This is a genomic window from uncultured Allobosea sp., assembly GCF_945956895.1.
GTDB lineage: Bacteria > Pseudomonadota > Alphaproteobacteria > Rhizobiales > Beijerinckiaceae > Allobosea.
On the sequence record NZ_CAMFJF010000077.1, the window covers coordinates 1 to 12,859 of the forward strand.

A 12,859-nucleotide genomic window follows, 5' to 3' on the forward strand; every position below is an offset into this window, starting at 1 on the left:
GGCCCGTTTCGTCGGCTTCGACGACTCGAAGGACGCGCAGAACGCCTGCACCCAATTGAAGCGGGGCGGCTTCTCCTGCTTCGCCACCCGCAGCTGAGCATCGGACCGAAAAGTGGAAACCGGTTTTCGGGAGAATCCGATGCGCAATCGCAAAGACAGATCGCCGAACCTGCGTCCGTCAGGACGCAGGGCGATCTGACCAAGGACCAGGGAAAGGAGCTCACGACATGTCGCAGACCCACTCCCCGACCCCTTCGCTAGCGCTGCTTCAGAAGGACGTCCTTGGCCTGGTTGACGCGAGCGGCAAGGCCGCTGGTGCCCCCGGCATCCGGGTGGATGCGCTTCATCAAGCCCCGATGGGCTTCGCGGACCGCCTCCTCGCCCGCCCCCGGCTGAAGCCCCAGGATATCGTAGGCCTCCTGTTGCGTCATCGCGCCCGCGCCAGGCGCGCCGCGCTGCCCCGTGTCGCCATCACGCTGAGCGTCTTCACGCCAGCCGGGCGACCGGCGGTCGAGATATGCCTCTAGCAATCGCGCCCCGTCCGGATCGCGCGTGAGGCAGTCGCGCATCAGCGCGGCGAGCTCGCTCATGTCGAGGCTGTCGAGCGCCCGCCCCGCATAGGGGCCGGTTGTGACATGACCTGCCATCGCGCCGCTGTCATGGTCGAGCTCCATCTCGAGCAGGGCGGACTTGACCTTCGAGGTCGCGCCCGGCGTCGGGCCGGAGCGATCGGCCCAGGGAAAACGGATACCCCCCGGCCCTGTCGCGCTCCATCCGAGCAGCCAGGCGCCGAGACCGCCGAGGAAGACGGCCATGTCCATCCGGCCGCGCACCATCAGCAAGCCGGCAACGCCGAGCGCACCCACGCCGCCGACCGTCTTCGCCAATCGCGCCAGCATCTTGGGGTTGGCGCCGGCGAAGAGCTTCACCAGCCACCAGACCAGGATCAGCACGGCAACGCCGTAAAGCAGGCTCACCGGCGCCCTCCGTCCATCGCGGCGATCAGTCCCTTCACCGCCGGGTTCGATCCCGCAAGCCGCAGCATCGCCTCGCGTCCGCCGGCGGCATAGGCCGCCGCGCCGCGCAAGAGATCGAGCAGCGAAGCCGGAGCATTCACGTCGAAGCGGGCATGGGCGCCGCCGGTCAATCGCGCGATCGTCGCGAAGGCACCACTCGCGGCCGGATCATGCCCTTCCTGGAAGACGAAGCCGCGGATGCCGCGCAGACCGAGCTCGCCGGCAAGCGCCGCCAGCACGTCGACATCCTCCTCCATCGCGTCGCCGACAAAGACGAAGGCCCGTACCGGCACCGTCTTCGCCTCGTCGCGGACATGGCGCAGCACGCGGGCGATCTGGGTCTGGCCGCCCTCGCAGGCGATACGGCGCATCAGCCCGGTCAGACGGGCGGGCTCGCCGACCCAGCCCGAGGCACGGCACTCGCCGATGCCCCTGAAGTAGACAAGCTGCACGGCGAGCCCGCCGCTTTGCGAGGTCGCATCGAACATCCGGGCCTGCAGCGAGCAGGCAAGGTCCCAGGTCGGCTGTCGGCTCATCGTGGCATCGAGCGCGAATACCAGCCGCCCCGCCTGCCCCGTCGCCAGAGGCGCGAGCTGCTTGGCCGCACCGAGGAAACGGTCGATCTCGCCCGGCTGCGAATGCGTTGCCGGTGCGGTCGCTCCCGCCTTGCCGACGGCCCGGTCCTTCCTCTCGCTCATCGACCCCTTCGATCCACCTGAATCATCCCTTCACCCAGATATTGGCCATGGCGGCGGCATTTGCTACCCGTGCCTCGAGCGGAGGATGCGCAGGTGACTGGAATCACGGTTTTCGAGACGGTCGCCGCGATGCGCGAAGCCGTCGCCGGCTGGCATGCCGCCGGCGAGAAGGTCGCGCTGGTGCCGACCATGGGCGCGCTGCACGAAGGCCATATCGCGCTGGTTGCAGAGGGCCAGCGCCATGCGAAGCGGGTGATCGTCACGATTTTCGTCAACCCGACGCAGTTCGCGCCGCATGAGGACTTCAAGAAATACCCGCGCACCTTCGACGACGATTGCGCCAAGCTCGTCGCGGCCGGCGCCGACGCCGTGTTCTTCCCCTCGGTCGAGGAGATGTACCCGCCCGGCTTCGCCACGCGCGTGCTGCTCCTGGGCCCAGCCGCCGTCGGGCTGGAGGACCGCTTCCGCCCCACGCATTTCGAGGGCGTCGCGACCGTCTGCTGCAAGCTCTTCACGCAGTCACGCGCCGATTACGCGATCTTCGGCGAGAAGGACTATCAGCAGCTCAAGGTCGTGACCCGCATGGCCGCCGATCTCGATCTCGGCGTCAGGATCATCCCGCTGGCGACGATCCGCGAGGCGGACGGCCTCGCCATGTCCTCGCGCAACCGCTACCTCTCGGACGAGCACCGGGCGCTGGCGCCGCTGCTCCAGCGCGTGATGCAGGATCTCGCCGTGCGCATCCGCAACCGCGACGACCTGTTCAAGGCGGTGGCCGACGCTCAGAACGAGATCATCGGCGCCGGTTTCGAGCTCGACTATCTGGAAGCGCGCCATGCCGAGACGCTGGCGCCGGTCGCCTCGCTCGCGGACGGTCCGATCCGCCTGATCCTCGCGGCCCGCATCGGCAGCACGCGGTTGCTCGATAATATTCCGGTGTGAGCCACGTCATTCTCGGGCGCAGCGAAGCGCAGACCCGAGAATCTCAGGACGAGAGAATGCTGGTTTCCGAGATGCTCGGGTCAAGCCCGAGCATGACGGCGCTAACTAAAGCAGCCCCAGCCCCGCCAGCTCGCGCCGCAATTCCTCCGGCATCTCGCCGAGATCGCCGCCATGCTCGGAGAGGTCACGCGGGGCGTCCTTGGCTTGCAGATAGCGCCAGCCCTGGAAGGGACGGTACGGACGCGGCTCGACCGGCACCACGATCGGCTCCATCACCAGATGGCAGCGGCCGATGCCTTCGCCGTCGGTGAAGGGACGGATATCGGTCAGGCGCTGGCGCGCCGAGATCTGGCCCTTGATCACCCAGTAGAGCGAGCCGCCGTCGAGGATCTCCTCGATCTTCTTCGGGACCATCCGCGTGGTGTGCAATTGCTCGGCCGGCTCCCCGCGGGCACGTCGCTGCGCCTGGCGTTCGGCGATCCAGTCCTCGAGATCGCTGATCGATTCCGCGCCGACGCAGAGCTTGAGCAGATGAAGGGGCATGGTCCTAAAATAGGCCCCGGAACGCCAGCCGGCCAGCCTCCCCGCCCATTCTCCACAGCCCCCGGCGTCGACCGCGATGCAACAGCACGCCAATGACGGGGTGCATGTCAAAAATGCCGCCGTAGAAAGGTTTGGCCAGCCCCGGCTCGGCGGTTAGCATGTTCGCCACGATACGCTTCACCGTCATGCTCATTTCCTCGACAGGCTACGGACGTTCCATCATGCGCGGACTTGCAGGCAGGGTCATTCTCGTCACCGGCTCCTCAACCGGCATCGGCTTCGCGATGGCCGAGCGGCTCGTCGCCGAGGGCGCCAAGGTACTGATCCACGGGCGCGACACGACCGAGGTCGATGCGGCCGTCGCCAGGCTCGGCACCGCAACGGCAGGCACGACCGGCGACCTTGCAGACCCCGCGACAGCGCAAGCCATCGTCGACGCCACTGTCGGCGCTTTCGGCCGCATCGACGGGCTCGTCAACAATGCCGGCATCTATCCGCGCGGCATCCTTGGCGAAACCACCGCCGCCTTCTTCGACCATATGTTCGCGATCAACACCCGCGCGCCCCTGCTCTGTGCCGAGGCCGCGATCCGCGCCTTCCGGATACAGAAATCGCCGGGCGCCATCGTCACCGTCGGCTCGATCAATGCCTATTGCGGCCTCTCGAACCTCACCGTCTATTCGATGTCGAAGGGCGCGCTGATGACGATGACGCGCAACCTCGCCAACACGCTCGGCCCGGAGCGCATCCGCGCCAACCAGCTCAATGTCGGCTGGACCTGGACCGCCAACGAGGATGCGACGCAGCAGCGCGAGGGCCAGAAGCCCGGCTGGCAGAACCATGTCCCGCTGCGCCATGCCCCGACCGGCCGGATCATGCAGCCGGAGGAGATCGCCGCTCACACCGCCTTCTGGCTCTCGGAGGACAGCGCCCCGGTCTCCGGCCAGATCTACGAGGCCGAGCAGTTCCCGATCATCGGCCGCGGATGAACGAGATTTCTCCGGGGTCATTCGAGCGGCGGCAGCGCTGGGCGAACAGTGCTCCGTCATGCTCGCCCTTGTGGCGAGCATCCACGTCTTGAACACCGCATTGCATCGACGAAGACGTCGATGGTCGGGACAAGCCCGACCATGACGGCAACCAGCCGGAAGCGAAATCCCAACAACCGCCCGCAAGCGATTCCACAGATTCGACTATTCGCCGATCACCACCACCTTCGCGCCCTCGGCGACTTGCGCACCCGGCTCGCCCGCGACCTCGCTGACCGTGCCGTCGCGCGGGGCGGTCAGGACGTGCTCCATCTTCATCGCCTCGACGATGGCGAGGCGCTGGCCCTTGGTCACGGCCTCACCCGGCGCCACGAAGAGCGCGACAAGCTTGCCATGCATCGGCGCCTTGACCACGCCGCCCGAGCCCGCAGCCGCATCGAGATCGACGCTGAACGGATCGAACAGCGAAACCGCCGTCTGCCGGCCGCGATGCAGCGCGAACCATGTCCCGCCCTCGCCCTCGGCCAGCGCGATCTCATGCTCGCCCTCGCCGATCTCATGGCCCGGCAGGCTGACGCGCGCGTCGTCGCCATGCCACTCGATCCGGGCGTCGATGCGCTCGCCATCGACCATCAAAGGCAAGCCCAGCGGTTGGCGCGGCATCAGCGAGAAGGCGTCCGGGTCGAGCCAGGGCGAGCGCGCCTCGCCCTCCGCACGGCCGGCGGCCGCGATCATGCCCGCCGCCTGCCGCTCCTCCTCGAGCTGCAGGGCCGCCGCCGCCACTGCCGCCGCATCGAGCGGCTGCGGCTCGGCACCGAGCGCGCTGATATTGCGGTCGATGAAGCCGGTATCGAACGGCCCCTTCCGGAAGCCCTCGGCCTCGGTCAGCTTCTTCAGGAAGGCGAGATTGGTGCGCGGGCCGGCGACCACCGTCTCGCCCAAAGCAGCGCCCAGCCGGTCGAGCGCCTCGTCGCGCGTCGCGCCATGGGCAATGACCTTGGCGATCATCGGGTCGTAGAACGGCGTCACGGTATCACCGGCCTCGACGCCGGTATCGATGCGGATGCCTTCGCCTTCGGGGAATTGCAGAGCCCAGAGCTTGCCGGTCGAAGGCAGGAAGCCCTTCTCGGGGTCCTCGGCATAGAGTCGCGCCTCGACGGCATGGCCCTTGGCCGAGACATCGGCCTGCGTGAAGCCGAGCGGCTCGCCGGCCGCGACCTTCAACTGCAACTCGACGAGATCGAGCCCGGTGATTGCCTCGGTCACGGGATGCTCGACCTGGAGCCGCGTATTCATCTCCATGAACCAGAAACCGTCGGCCTTAAGCCCGTCGCGCCCGTCGGCGATGAATTCGACCGTGCCGGCCCCGACATAGCCGACGGCCTTGGCGGCCTCGGTCGCGGCCTTGCCCATCGCGGCGCGCACCTCCGCGCTCATGCCGGGCGCCGGCGCCTCCTCGATCACCTTCTGGTGGCGGCGCTGCAGCGAGCAGTCGCGCTCGTAGAGATGGACGACATTGCCGTGGCTGTCGCCGAACACCTGGATTTCGACATGGCGCGGCGAGAGCACGTATTTCTCGACCAGCACGCGCGCATCGCCGAAAGCGTTCTTGCCTTCGCGCTGCGCACTGGTCAGCGCGTCATCGAAATCCTCGGGCCGATCGACCTTCTTCATGCCCTTGCCGCCGCCGCCCGCGACCGCCTTGATCAAGACGGGGTAGCCGATGCGCCGCGCTTCCCCGCGGAGGAAATCGGCGCCCTGCTCGGCACCGTGATAGCCGGGCACCACCGGCACGCTGGCCTTCTCGACCAGCGCCTTGGCGGCATCCTTCAGGCCCATGGCCCGGATGGCCGAGGCCGGCGGGCCGACAAAGACGATGCCTGCCGCCGCGCAGGCATCGGCGAATTCGGCATTTTCCGAGAGGAAGCCATAACCCGGATGGATGCAGGCAGCGCCGGCCTCCCTGGCAACCGCCAGGATCTTGTTGGCGTCGAGATAGCTCTCGCGGGCCGGGGCCGGACCGATAGGATAGGCCTCGTCCGCCATCTGCACGAACAGCGCCTCGGCATCGGCGTCCGAATAGACGGCGATGGTGCGCAGGCCCAGCCGCTTGGCGGTGCGGATCACCCGGCAGGCGATCTCGCCGCGATTGGCGACCAGGATGGAGGGCAGCTTGGCGGCGATCGTCATGGGCGCATCCTCGGCAGCATCCTTGAGAGGCTTTTCGCCTTTATAGCCCGCCCGTCGCGTCTGTCTGCGCCTTGTTGCGCAAACCGGATTGGGACGCTTCCGAATTCATGCTCCGCCGCAGCGAGCGCAAGATCGCCCAGGTCGCCTGGAAGCAGATGCCGGCGACGACGAGATCGAACAGATATTCCGGCCAGCGCACTGGCGCGACGCGAGCAGCAAGGCCTACCAGCGCGAAGCCGGTCGTCGAGATCGTGTCGTTGCGACTGGAGAGCCAGGTCGCCTTGATGACCGGGTTCTCCTCGCGCCGGAAGCGCCAGAGCGCGGCGACGACGAGGAAGGCGATGACGATGGCGCTCGCGGCAGCAAAGCCGAGCGTCCAGACCTCGATCGGCCGCGGCCGGACGATCTTGTCCCAGAGATCGTAGAGCGTATGCAGCCCGGCCACTGCCATGACCGCGCCGATTGCAACTGCGGCGAGCCGCTCGATCCGCGCGTCGCGGCCGAAGACGATGGCGGCGATGCCGTAGAGCGCGACGTCATAGACCCAGTCGACGCCATCCTTGAAGAGCTGGGCATTGCCGATGGCGAGCGCCCAGGCGACCGTCGCCACCGCCTGGATCAGGATGCCGAGCGCGATGCCCCAGATCGTCAACGTATAGGTGCGGGCGATAGTGGGTTCGGGAACCGAAGCCCCGCCGTCCGCCTCATGGCCGGGCTTGTCCCGGCCATGCCGATTTTGTAGCGCCTCGGCCATCCTCGCTCCGTCATTCCGGACAAGCGGCAAAGCCGCGCCGATCCGGAATCCATCATAGGGCGATCACTCTACGATGGATTCCGGATCTCCGCTTCGCTGCGTCCGGAATGACGGCTGTGGTTGGGCCGGAACTCACCCGCGCCCGACGAGCGGCGCCTTGGTCGCCATCACCGTGACGAAGAGCACGTTCGCCTCGGGCGGCAGGCCGGCCATGTGCAGCACGGTCGTCGCGACATGCTCGACATCCATCACCGCCTCGACCTTGATCGAGCCATCAGCCTGCGGCACGCCGGTCGTCATCTTGCGCGCCATCTCGGTCAGCGCATTGCCGATATCGACCTGGCCGACGGCGATATCGTATTTGCGCCCGTCGAGCGCGGCCGTCTTGGTCAGGCCCGAGATCGCATGCTTCGTCGCAGTATAGGCGACGGAATTCGGCCGCGGCGCATGGGCCGAGATCGAGCCATTGTTGATGATGCGCCCGCCCTGCGGCACCTGGTCCTTCATCGCCTTGAAGGCGGCCTGGGTGCAGAGGAACGGCCCGGTCAGGTTGGTATCGACGACCTTCTGCCAATCCTCCAGCGAGAGGTCCTCCAGCAGCACGCCGCCCGGCGCGTTGACGCCGGCATTGTTGAAGAGAACGTCGACGCGGCCGAAGGCTTCCTTCGTCCTGGCGAACAGGTTCTCGACCGAGGCCTTGTCGGTGACATCGGTCGGCACCGCGAGCGCGCGGCCCTTGTCGACGCCCGAGAGCTGGATCGTCTCCTCCAGCGCATCCGCACGGCGGCCGGCCAGCACGGTGCGATAGCCGTCCTTCAGGAAGGCGATGGCAACCGAGCGCCCGACGCCCGAACCGGCACCGGTGATGATCGCGACCTTGTTATGCCCAGACATGCGTTTCCCCGTATTTCCCTAGACCTAAATCGTTTGAGATGGCGCCCGACCATAACGGGCGAAACCGCCCAGGGGAACCATGGGGCGGGGGGTGCTTCATGCGCTTGCCGCCCGCCGCCTCTGCCTTATCGTTGTAGTCGGGAGGACGACGCGATGACCAGCCTGAACCGCCGCCACCTGCTTGCGGCCGGCGCCGCCGCGCTCGCCGGCCCGGCGCTCGCCCAGCAGCAAGGCCACGAGCATCATGGCCCGCAATACGAGCGCCTGAACCAGCCCGGCCGGATCGAGAAGCCGCCGCTCGCGGCGACGCAGAACGTGTTCGATTCGCCGGCCCCCAAAGCAGCCTCCCCCGGCCGCTGGAGCGCCAAGGCGCCCCTGCCCTTACCGCGCTCGGAAATGGCCTGGGCCACTGCCTTCGAGGACCAGATGCATGTCGTCGGCGGCTATGGCGAGCAGCGCACCGACCGGGCCTATCACCACGTCTACGATCCCAAGGCCGACAAATGGCAAGACGGTGCGCCCTTGCCACAGGGCGCCAACCATGTCGGCGTCGCCTTCCTCGACGGCAAGCTCTTCGCCATCGGCGGCTTCCTCGAGCAGAACCGCAAGCCGCACCCGCGCTGCTTCACCTATGACCCGAAGGCCGATCGCTGGGCCGAGATCGCCGCCCTGCCCCGCGCCGCCGGCTCGACCGCCGTGGTCGGCCTCGGCGGCGTCCTGCACGTCATCGGCGGCGCCATCGGCGAGACCACCGAGACCAAGCGCTCGATCGACTGGCATCTGGTCTACGATCCCAAGGCCGATCGCTGGAGCGAGCGCACGCCCCTCCCAACCGCCCGCGACCACACCGGCACGCTCGCCATCGGCAAGCTGATCCATGTCATCGGCGGGCGCGTCGATTCCTTCCACACCAACTCGAACCTGCACCATTCCTACGATCCGGCTTCGGATAAATGGACGATGCGCACGCCGATGCCGACCGGCCGCTCCGGTCATGGCGCGGTGCTCTATCGCGGCAAGGTCTTCGTGATGGGCGGCGAAGGCACCAACCGCGTCTTCGGCCAGATGGAAGCCTATGACCCGGCGAGCGATGGCTGGGAGCAATATGCGCCGATGTTGACGCCCCGCCATGGGCTGGGCGCCGCACTGGTCGGCGACGCGGTCCATGTCGCTGGCGGCGGCCCGGTCATGGGCGGCGGCGTGCAGAGCGCGGTGCACGAGGCGTTCTCGCTGGGATGAGCGGGCCGTCATGCCCAGGCTTGACCCGAGCATCTGGAAAACCAGCGCCCTCTGATCCTGAGTTACTCGGGTCTCCCTGCGGTCGCCCGAGAATGAGGCGCGGACGATCTCACATCCGGAACACGCCGAACTTCGTCTCCGGCACCTCGGCATTGAGCGTCGCGGAGAAGGCCAGCGCCAGCACACGGCGGGTCTCGGAGGGCAGGATGATGCCGTCGTCCCAGAGCCGCGCCGTCGCGAAATAGGGCGAACCTTCTTCCTCATAGCGGTTGCGGATCGGCGCCTTGAAGGCCTCCTCGTCGGCCGCCGGCCAGCTCTTGCCCTCGGCCTCGATATTGTCGCGGCGCACGGTCGCGAGCACGCTCGCCGCCTGCTCACCACCCATCACCGAGATGCGCGAATTCGGCCAGGTGAACAGGAAGCGCGGCGAATAGGCCCGGCCGCACATGCCGTAATTGCCGGCGCCGAAGGAACCGCCGACGAGAACCGTGATCTTTGGCACCCGTGCCGAGGCTACCGCCGTTACGAGCTTGGCACCGTCCTTGGCGATGCCGCGCGTCTCGACATCGCGGCCGACCATGAAGCCGGTGATGTTCTGCAGGAAGAGCAGCGGAATCCGCCGCTGGCAGCACAATTCGATGAAATGCGCGCCCTTGACCGCGCTTTCCGAGAACAGGATGCCGTTATTCGCGATGATGCCGACCGGGATGCCGTGAATGCGGGCGAAGCCCGTCACCAGCGTCGTGCCGTAGAGCTTCTTGAACTCGTCGAACTCGGAGCCGTCGACGAGGCGGGCTATCACCTCGCGGATATCGTATTGCTTCTTGAGATCGGTCGGGACGACCGCTTCCAGCTCGGCCGGATCGTAAAGCGGCTCGACCGGCTCGGCGATGTCGATATCCGGGCGCTTCACGCTGTTCAGGTTGCCAGCGATGCGCCGGGCAATCGCGAGCGCATGCGTGTCGTCGCCGGCATAATGGTCGGCGACGCCCGAAAGCCGCGCATGAACATCGGCGCCGCCGAGATCTTCGGCCGAGACGACCTCGCCGGTCGCGGCCTTCACCAGCGGCGGGCCGCCCAGAAAAATAGTGCCCTGTTTTCTAACAATAACAGTCTCGTCCGACATCGCCGGCACATAGGCGCCGCCGGCGGTGCAGGAGCCCATCACCACCGCGACCTGCGGGATGCCCTCGGCCGAGAGCGTCGCCTGATTGTAGAAGATGCGGCCGAAATGCTCGCGGTCGGGGAAGACCTCGGTCTGGTGCGGCAGGTTCGCACCGCCGGAATCGACGAGATAGATGCAGGGCAAGCGGTTCTCGCGGGCGATCTCCTGCGCCCGCAGATGCTTCTTCACCGTCATCGGGTAGTAGGTGCCGCCTTTGATCGTCGCGTCGTTGCAGACGATCATGCATTCGCGGCCGGCGACGCGGCCGATGCCGGCGATCATCCCGGCGCCGTGGACATCGCCCTCGTACATGCCGAAGGCGGCGAGCGAGCCGATCTCGAGAAAGGCCGAGCCCGGATCGGTCAGGCGCAGCACGCGCTCGCGGGGCAGCAGCTTGCCACGCGCCGTGTGGCGTTCGCGGGACTTGGCGTTGCCGCCGAGCGCAGCGGTGGCGCGGTGTTGCTGGAGTTCGTCGCGCAATCCGGCCCAGGCCTCGGCATTGGCGCGCGTCTCGGCCGAATTCAGATCGACCTTGCTCTCGATGACAGGCACGGGCGCGCTCCCTCGGCGACAATCTTTCGTTCGAGGTTATGGCGCGCCGCGCCGAAAACGCCAACCGGCGCGGACGCACGGACGCGGCCGTGCAAATCCGCGCCGCTGGACAGGCTCATTCCTTCATCTTGTTGATCGAGCCGGTCACGGACGGCGCCGCGACAGCGCCGATCGCACCGCCGGCAATGGCCCCGATCGGCCCGCCGACGATCGCGCCGGCTCCCGCACCGGCCGCAGCGCCGGCGATGCGCTGGTCAGTGGTGTTGCAGGCCGCGAGCAGCATGGCGAGGCTGCCCGCCAGGAAAAAGCTTCGCATTGTCGTCCCCATCTTCAGCCCAACCCCAGGGCGAAAATGGCGGCGCCATGGCTAACGGATGGTAAACCGGGCCTGGACGATCAGGCTTGGACGGTCGGACCGAACACGCGCTCGAATGCTTCGCGCAGCACCGAATCGACCTCCGGCATCGTCACCGGAAGCCCGAGATCGACCAGCGAGGTCACGCCATGCTGGCTGACGCCGCAGGGCACGATCCCGTCGAAATGCGACAGGTCCGGCTCGACATTGAGCGAAATGCCGTGGAACGAGACCCAGCGCCGCACGCGGATGCCGATCGCGGCGATCTTGTCCTCTGTGCCGGCGCCCTTGTCCGGCCGGCGCACCCAGACGCCGACGCGGTCCTCGCGCCGCTCACCGCGGACATTGAAATCGTCGAGCGCGCCGATCAGCCAGCCTTCGAGGGCGGCGACGAAGCGGCGCAGGTCCGGCTGGCGCCGCTTCAGGTCGAGCATGACATAGGCCACGCGCTGGCCGGGGCCGTGATAGGTGAACTGCCCGCCTCGCCCCGAACGGAACACAGGAAATCGCTCGGGCGCGATCAGATCCTCGTCGCGGGCCGAGGTGCCGGCGGTGTAGAGCGGCGGGTGCTCGACCAGCCAGACGCGCTCGCGCGCCTGCCCGTCCGCGATCAACGCGGCGCGAGCCTCCATCTCGGCGACCGCCTCGTCATAGCCGGTGAGCCCTTCGGCCACGACCCATTCGACCGGCTCGCCTCCCCCTTCCGGCAGGAAGGAGACGGCCAGCTCCTCACGCATCTTCACCATGGCTTAACCATGTTCCATTCAAAGTTTCCGGGCCGGCGAACTGATCCGGCGCGGCCCTCGCAACGCCTCTTGCGCCCAAAACCGGCAGGCAGGCAAGTTTCGCTGGTCGAATTCTGAAATAGGGTTCCGGAGGCAGGACTTGAAGGCCGATCTCGATCTCGTCCCGGTGGAACTCACGGTCGTCCTCGGCCAGACCGAAATGCCGATCTACAAGCTGCTGCGCCTCGGCCGCGGCGCCATCATCGAGCTGAACACCAGCGAGACCGACGAGGTCCAGATTCTCGCGAACAACCATCCCTTCGCCAAGGGAATCGTCGTGGTCAGCGGCGCGCGAATCTCCGTCGAGATCACCCAGATGCTGAAACGGCCGACGATCTACACCCTGCAGACCGTCGCCGAAGCCGCCTGAAGCGGCCGATCTGGGGAAAAATCGAACATCTGCGTTTTTCCGCGAAGACACTCTTGTGGCGGCGGATTCGATTTGCTAGATCGGCGCCGCTCCCTGGTTGCACCGCCCGCAACCGGAAACGAGCTGCGGTCGTGGCGGAATTGGTAGACGCACTACCTTGAGGTGGTAGCGGGGAGACCCGTGGAGGTTCGAGTCCTCTCGACCGCACCAAATTCGGATGAAAATCCAGCGAAAGGCGACCCATCGGGTCGCCTTTCGTGTTTTCCGGGTAATGGTGGCGGCACGTCACGCTCGGTCCTGCCCCCAGCATCTCCTAAAGATTGGCCCAACCGTCATTGCGAGCGCAGCGAAGCAATCCAGGGGGACC

15 protein-coding genes and 1 tRNA gene are annotated in these 12,859 nt (G+C 67.2%); 6 read left to right on the top strand and 10 right to left on the bottom strand.

The genetic code is table 11. From position 1 onward, the window contains the following. Positions 1 to 97: SPOR domain-containing protein (locus Q0Q02_RS21065; protein ID WP_293812465.1), on the top strand; the 97-nt coding region annotated here is incomplete at its 5' end. 160 nt (positions 98 to 257) lie between these two features. Here the strand turns inward: Q0Q02_RS21065 and Q0Q02_RS21070 are convergent. Further along, positions 258 to 977 (bottom strand): molecular chaperone DnaJ, encoded by a 720-nt coding sequence (locus Q0Q02_RS21070; RefSeq protein ID WP_293812444.1) that lies wholly within the window; start codon positions 975 to 977, stop codon positions 258 to 260. Further along, on the bottom strand, positions 974 to 1,714 hold the full coding sequence (locus tag Q0Q02_RS21075; RefSeq protein WP_293812446.1) for a VWA domain-containing protein: 741 nt from the start codon (positions 1,712 to 1,714) through the stop codon (positions 974 to 976). The genes Q0Q02_RS21070 and Q0Q02_RS21075 overlap by 4 nt, the downstream gene beginning before the upstream one ends. A gap of 102 nt (positions 1,715 to 1,816) precedes the next feature. Between Q0Q02_RS21075 and panC the strand changes: the two genes are divergently transcribed. After that, positions 1,817 to 2,656, top strand: a complete 840-nt coding sequence (gene panC / locus Q0Q02_RS21080) for a pantoate--beta-alanine ligase (RefSeq protein WP_293812467.1) — start codon at positions 1,817 to 1,819, stop codon at positions 2,654 to 2,656. A 105-nt stretch (positions 2,657 to 2,761) separates the two neighbouring features. Here the strand turns inward: panC and Q0Q02_RS21085 are convergent, their stop codons facing one another. Next, entirely contained in the window at positions 2,762 to 3,199 is a 438-nt protein-coding gene (locus Q0Q02_RS21085; RefSeq protein WP_293812447.1) for a DUF1489 family protein, read from the bottom strand. A gap of 4 nt (positions 3,200 to 3,203) precedes the next feature. Continuing rightward, positions 3,204 to 3,386 carry a hypothetical protein gene (locus Q0Q02_RS21090; protein ID WP_293812449.1) on the bottom strand — a complete coding sequence of 61 codons (183 nt, stop codon included), beginning with the start codon at positions 3,384 to 3,386 and terminating at the stop codon, positions 3,204 to 3,206. Positions 3,387 to 3,420: 34 nt separating this feature from the next. Here Q0Q02_RS21090 and Q0Q02_RS21095 point away from each other — a divergent pair, with 34 nt between their 5' ends. Further along, on the top strand, positions 3,421 to 4,188 hold the full coding sequence (locus Q0Q02_RS21095; RefSeq protein WP_293812451.1) for an SDR family oxidoreductase: 768 nt from the start codon (positions 3,421 to 3,423) through the stop codon (positions 4,186 to 4,188). A 204-nt stretch (positions 4,189 to 4,392) separates the two neighbouring features. On the opposite strand, the gene Q0Q02_RS21100 is transcribed toward Q0Q02_RS21095, so the two are convergent. The 3 genes from Q0Q02_RS21100 to Q0Q02_RS21110 form a co-directional block, all read right to left on the bottom strand. Continuing rightward, on the bottom strand, positions 4,393 to 6,378 hold the full coding sequence (locus Q0Q02_RS21100) for a biotin carboxylase N-terminal domain-containing protein (protein WP_293812453.1): 1,986 nt from the start codon (positions 6,376 to 6,378) through the stop codon (positions 4,393 to 4,395). Positions 6,379 to 6,418: 40 nt separating this feature from the next. Then, positions 6,419 to 7,132 (bottom strand): cation transporter, encoded by a 714-nt coding sequence (locus Q0Q02_RS21105; protein WP_293812455.1) that lies wholly within the window; start codon positions 7,130 to 7,132, stop codon positions 6,419 to 6,421. A gap of 132 nt (positions 7,133 to 7,264) precedes the next feature. Next, positions 7,265 to 8,026, bottom strand: coding sequence for an SDR family oxidoreductase (locus Q0Q02_RS21110; RefSeq protein WP_293812457.1), 762 nt, complete (start codon positions 8,024 to 8,026; stop codon positions 7,265 to 7,267). 153 nt (positions 8,027 to 8,179) lie between these two features. Here Q0Q02_RS21110 and Q0Q02_RS21115 point away from each other — a divergent pair, with 153 nt between their 5' ends. Further along, positions 8,180 to 9,265, top strand: coding sequence for a kelch repeat-containing protein (locus tag Q0Q02_RS21115; protein WP_293812459.1), 1,086 nt, complete (start codon positions 8,180 to 8,182; stop codon positions 9,263 to 9,265). Positions 9,266 to 9,374: 109 nt separating this feature from the next. Here Q0Q02_RS21115 and Q0Q02_RS21120 read toward each other — a convergent pair whose 3' ends face one another. The 3 genes from Q0Q02_RS21120 to lipB all read right to left on the bottom strand — a co-directional run bounded on the left by Q0Q02_RS21120 (position 9,375) and on the right by lipB (position 12,083). Further along, entirely contained in the window at positions 9,375 to 10,982 is a 1,608-nt protein-coding gene (locus tag Q0Q02_RS21120; RefSeq protein WP_293812461.1) for a carboxyl transferase domain-containing protein, read from the bottom strand. Between the two features lie 115 nt (positions 10,983 to 11,097). Beyond that, positions 11,098 to 11,298, bottom strand: a complete 201-nt coding sequence (locus tag Q0Q02_RS21125; protein WP_265059814.1) for a hypothetical protein — start codon at positions 11,296 to 11,298, stop codon at positions 11,098 to 11,100. An 80-nt stretch (positions 11,299 to 11,378) separates the two neighbouring features. Then, complete coding sequence (gene lipB / locus Q0Q02_RS21130) at positions 11,379 to 12,083, bottom strand: lipoyl(octanoyl) transferase LipB (protein ID WP_293812463.1); 705 nt, start codon at positions 12,081 to 12,083, stop codon at positions 11,379 to 11,381. Positions 12,084 to 12,222: 139 nt separating this feature from the next. On the opposite strand from lipB, the gene Q0Q02_RS21135 reads away from it, so the two are divergent. Both Q0Q02_RS21135 and Q0Q02_RS21140 read left to right on the top strand, forming a co-directional pair. Continuing rightward, entirely contained in the window at positions 12,223 to 12,492 is a 270-nt protein-coding gene (locus Q0Q02_RS21135; protein WP_047582254.1) for a FliM/FliN family flagellar motor switch protein, read from the top strand. Positions 12,493 to 12,617: 125 nt separating this feature from the next. Next, positions 12,618 to 12,702, top strand: a tRNA-Leu gene (locus tag Q0Q02_RS21140). The last annotated feature ends 157 nt before the right edge of the window (positions 12,703 to 12,859 follow it).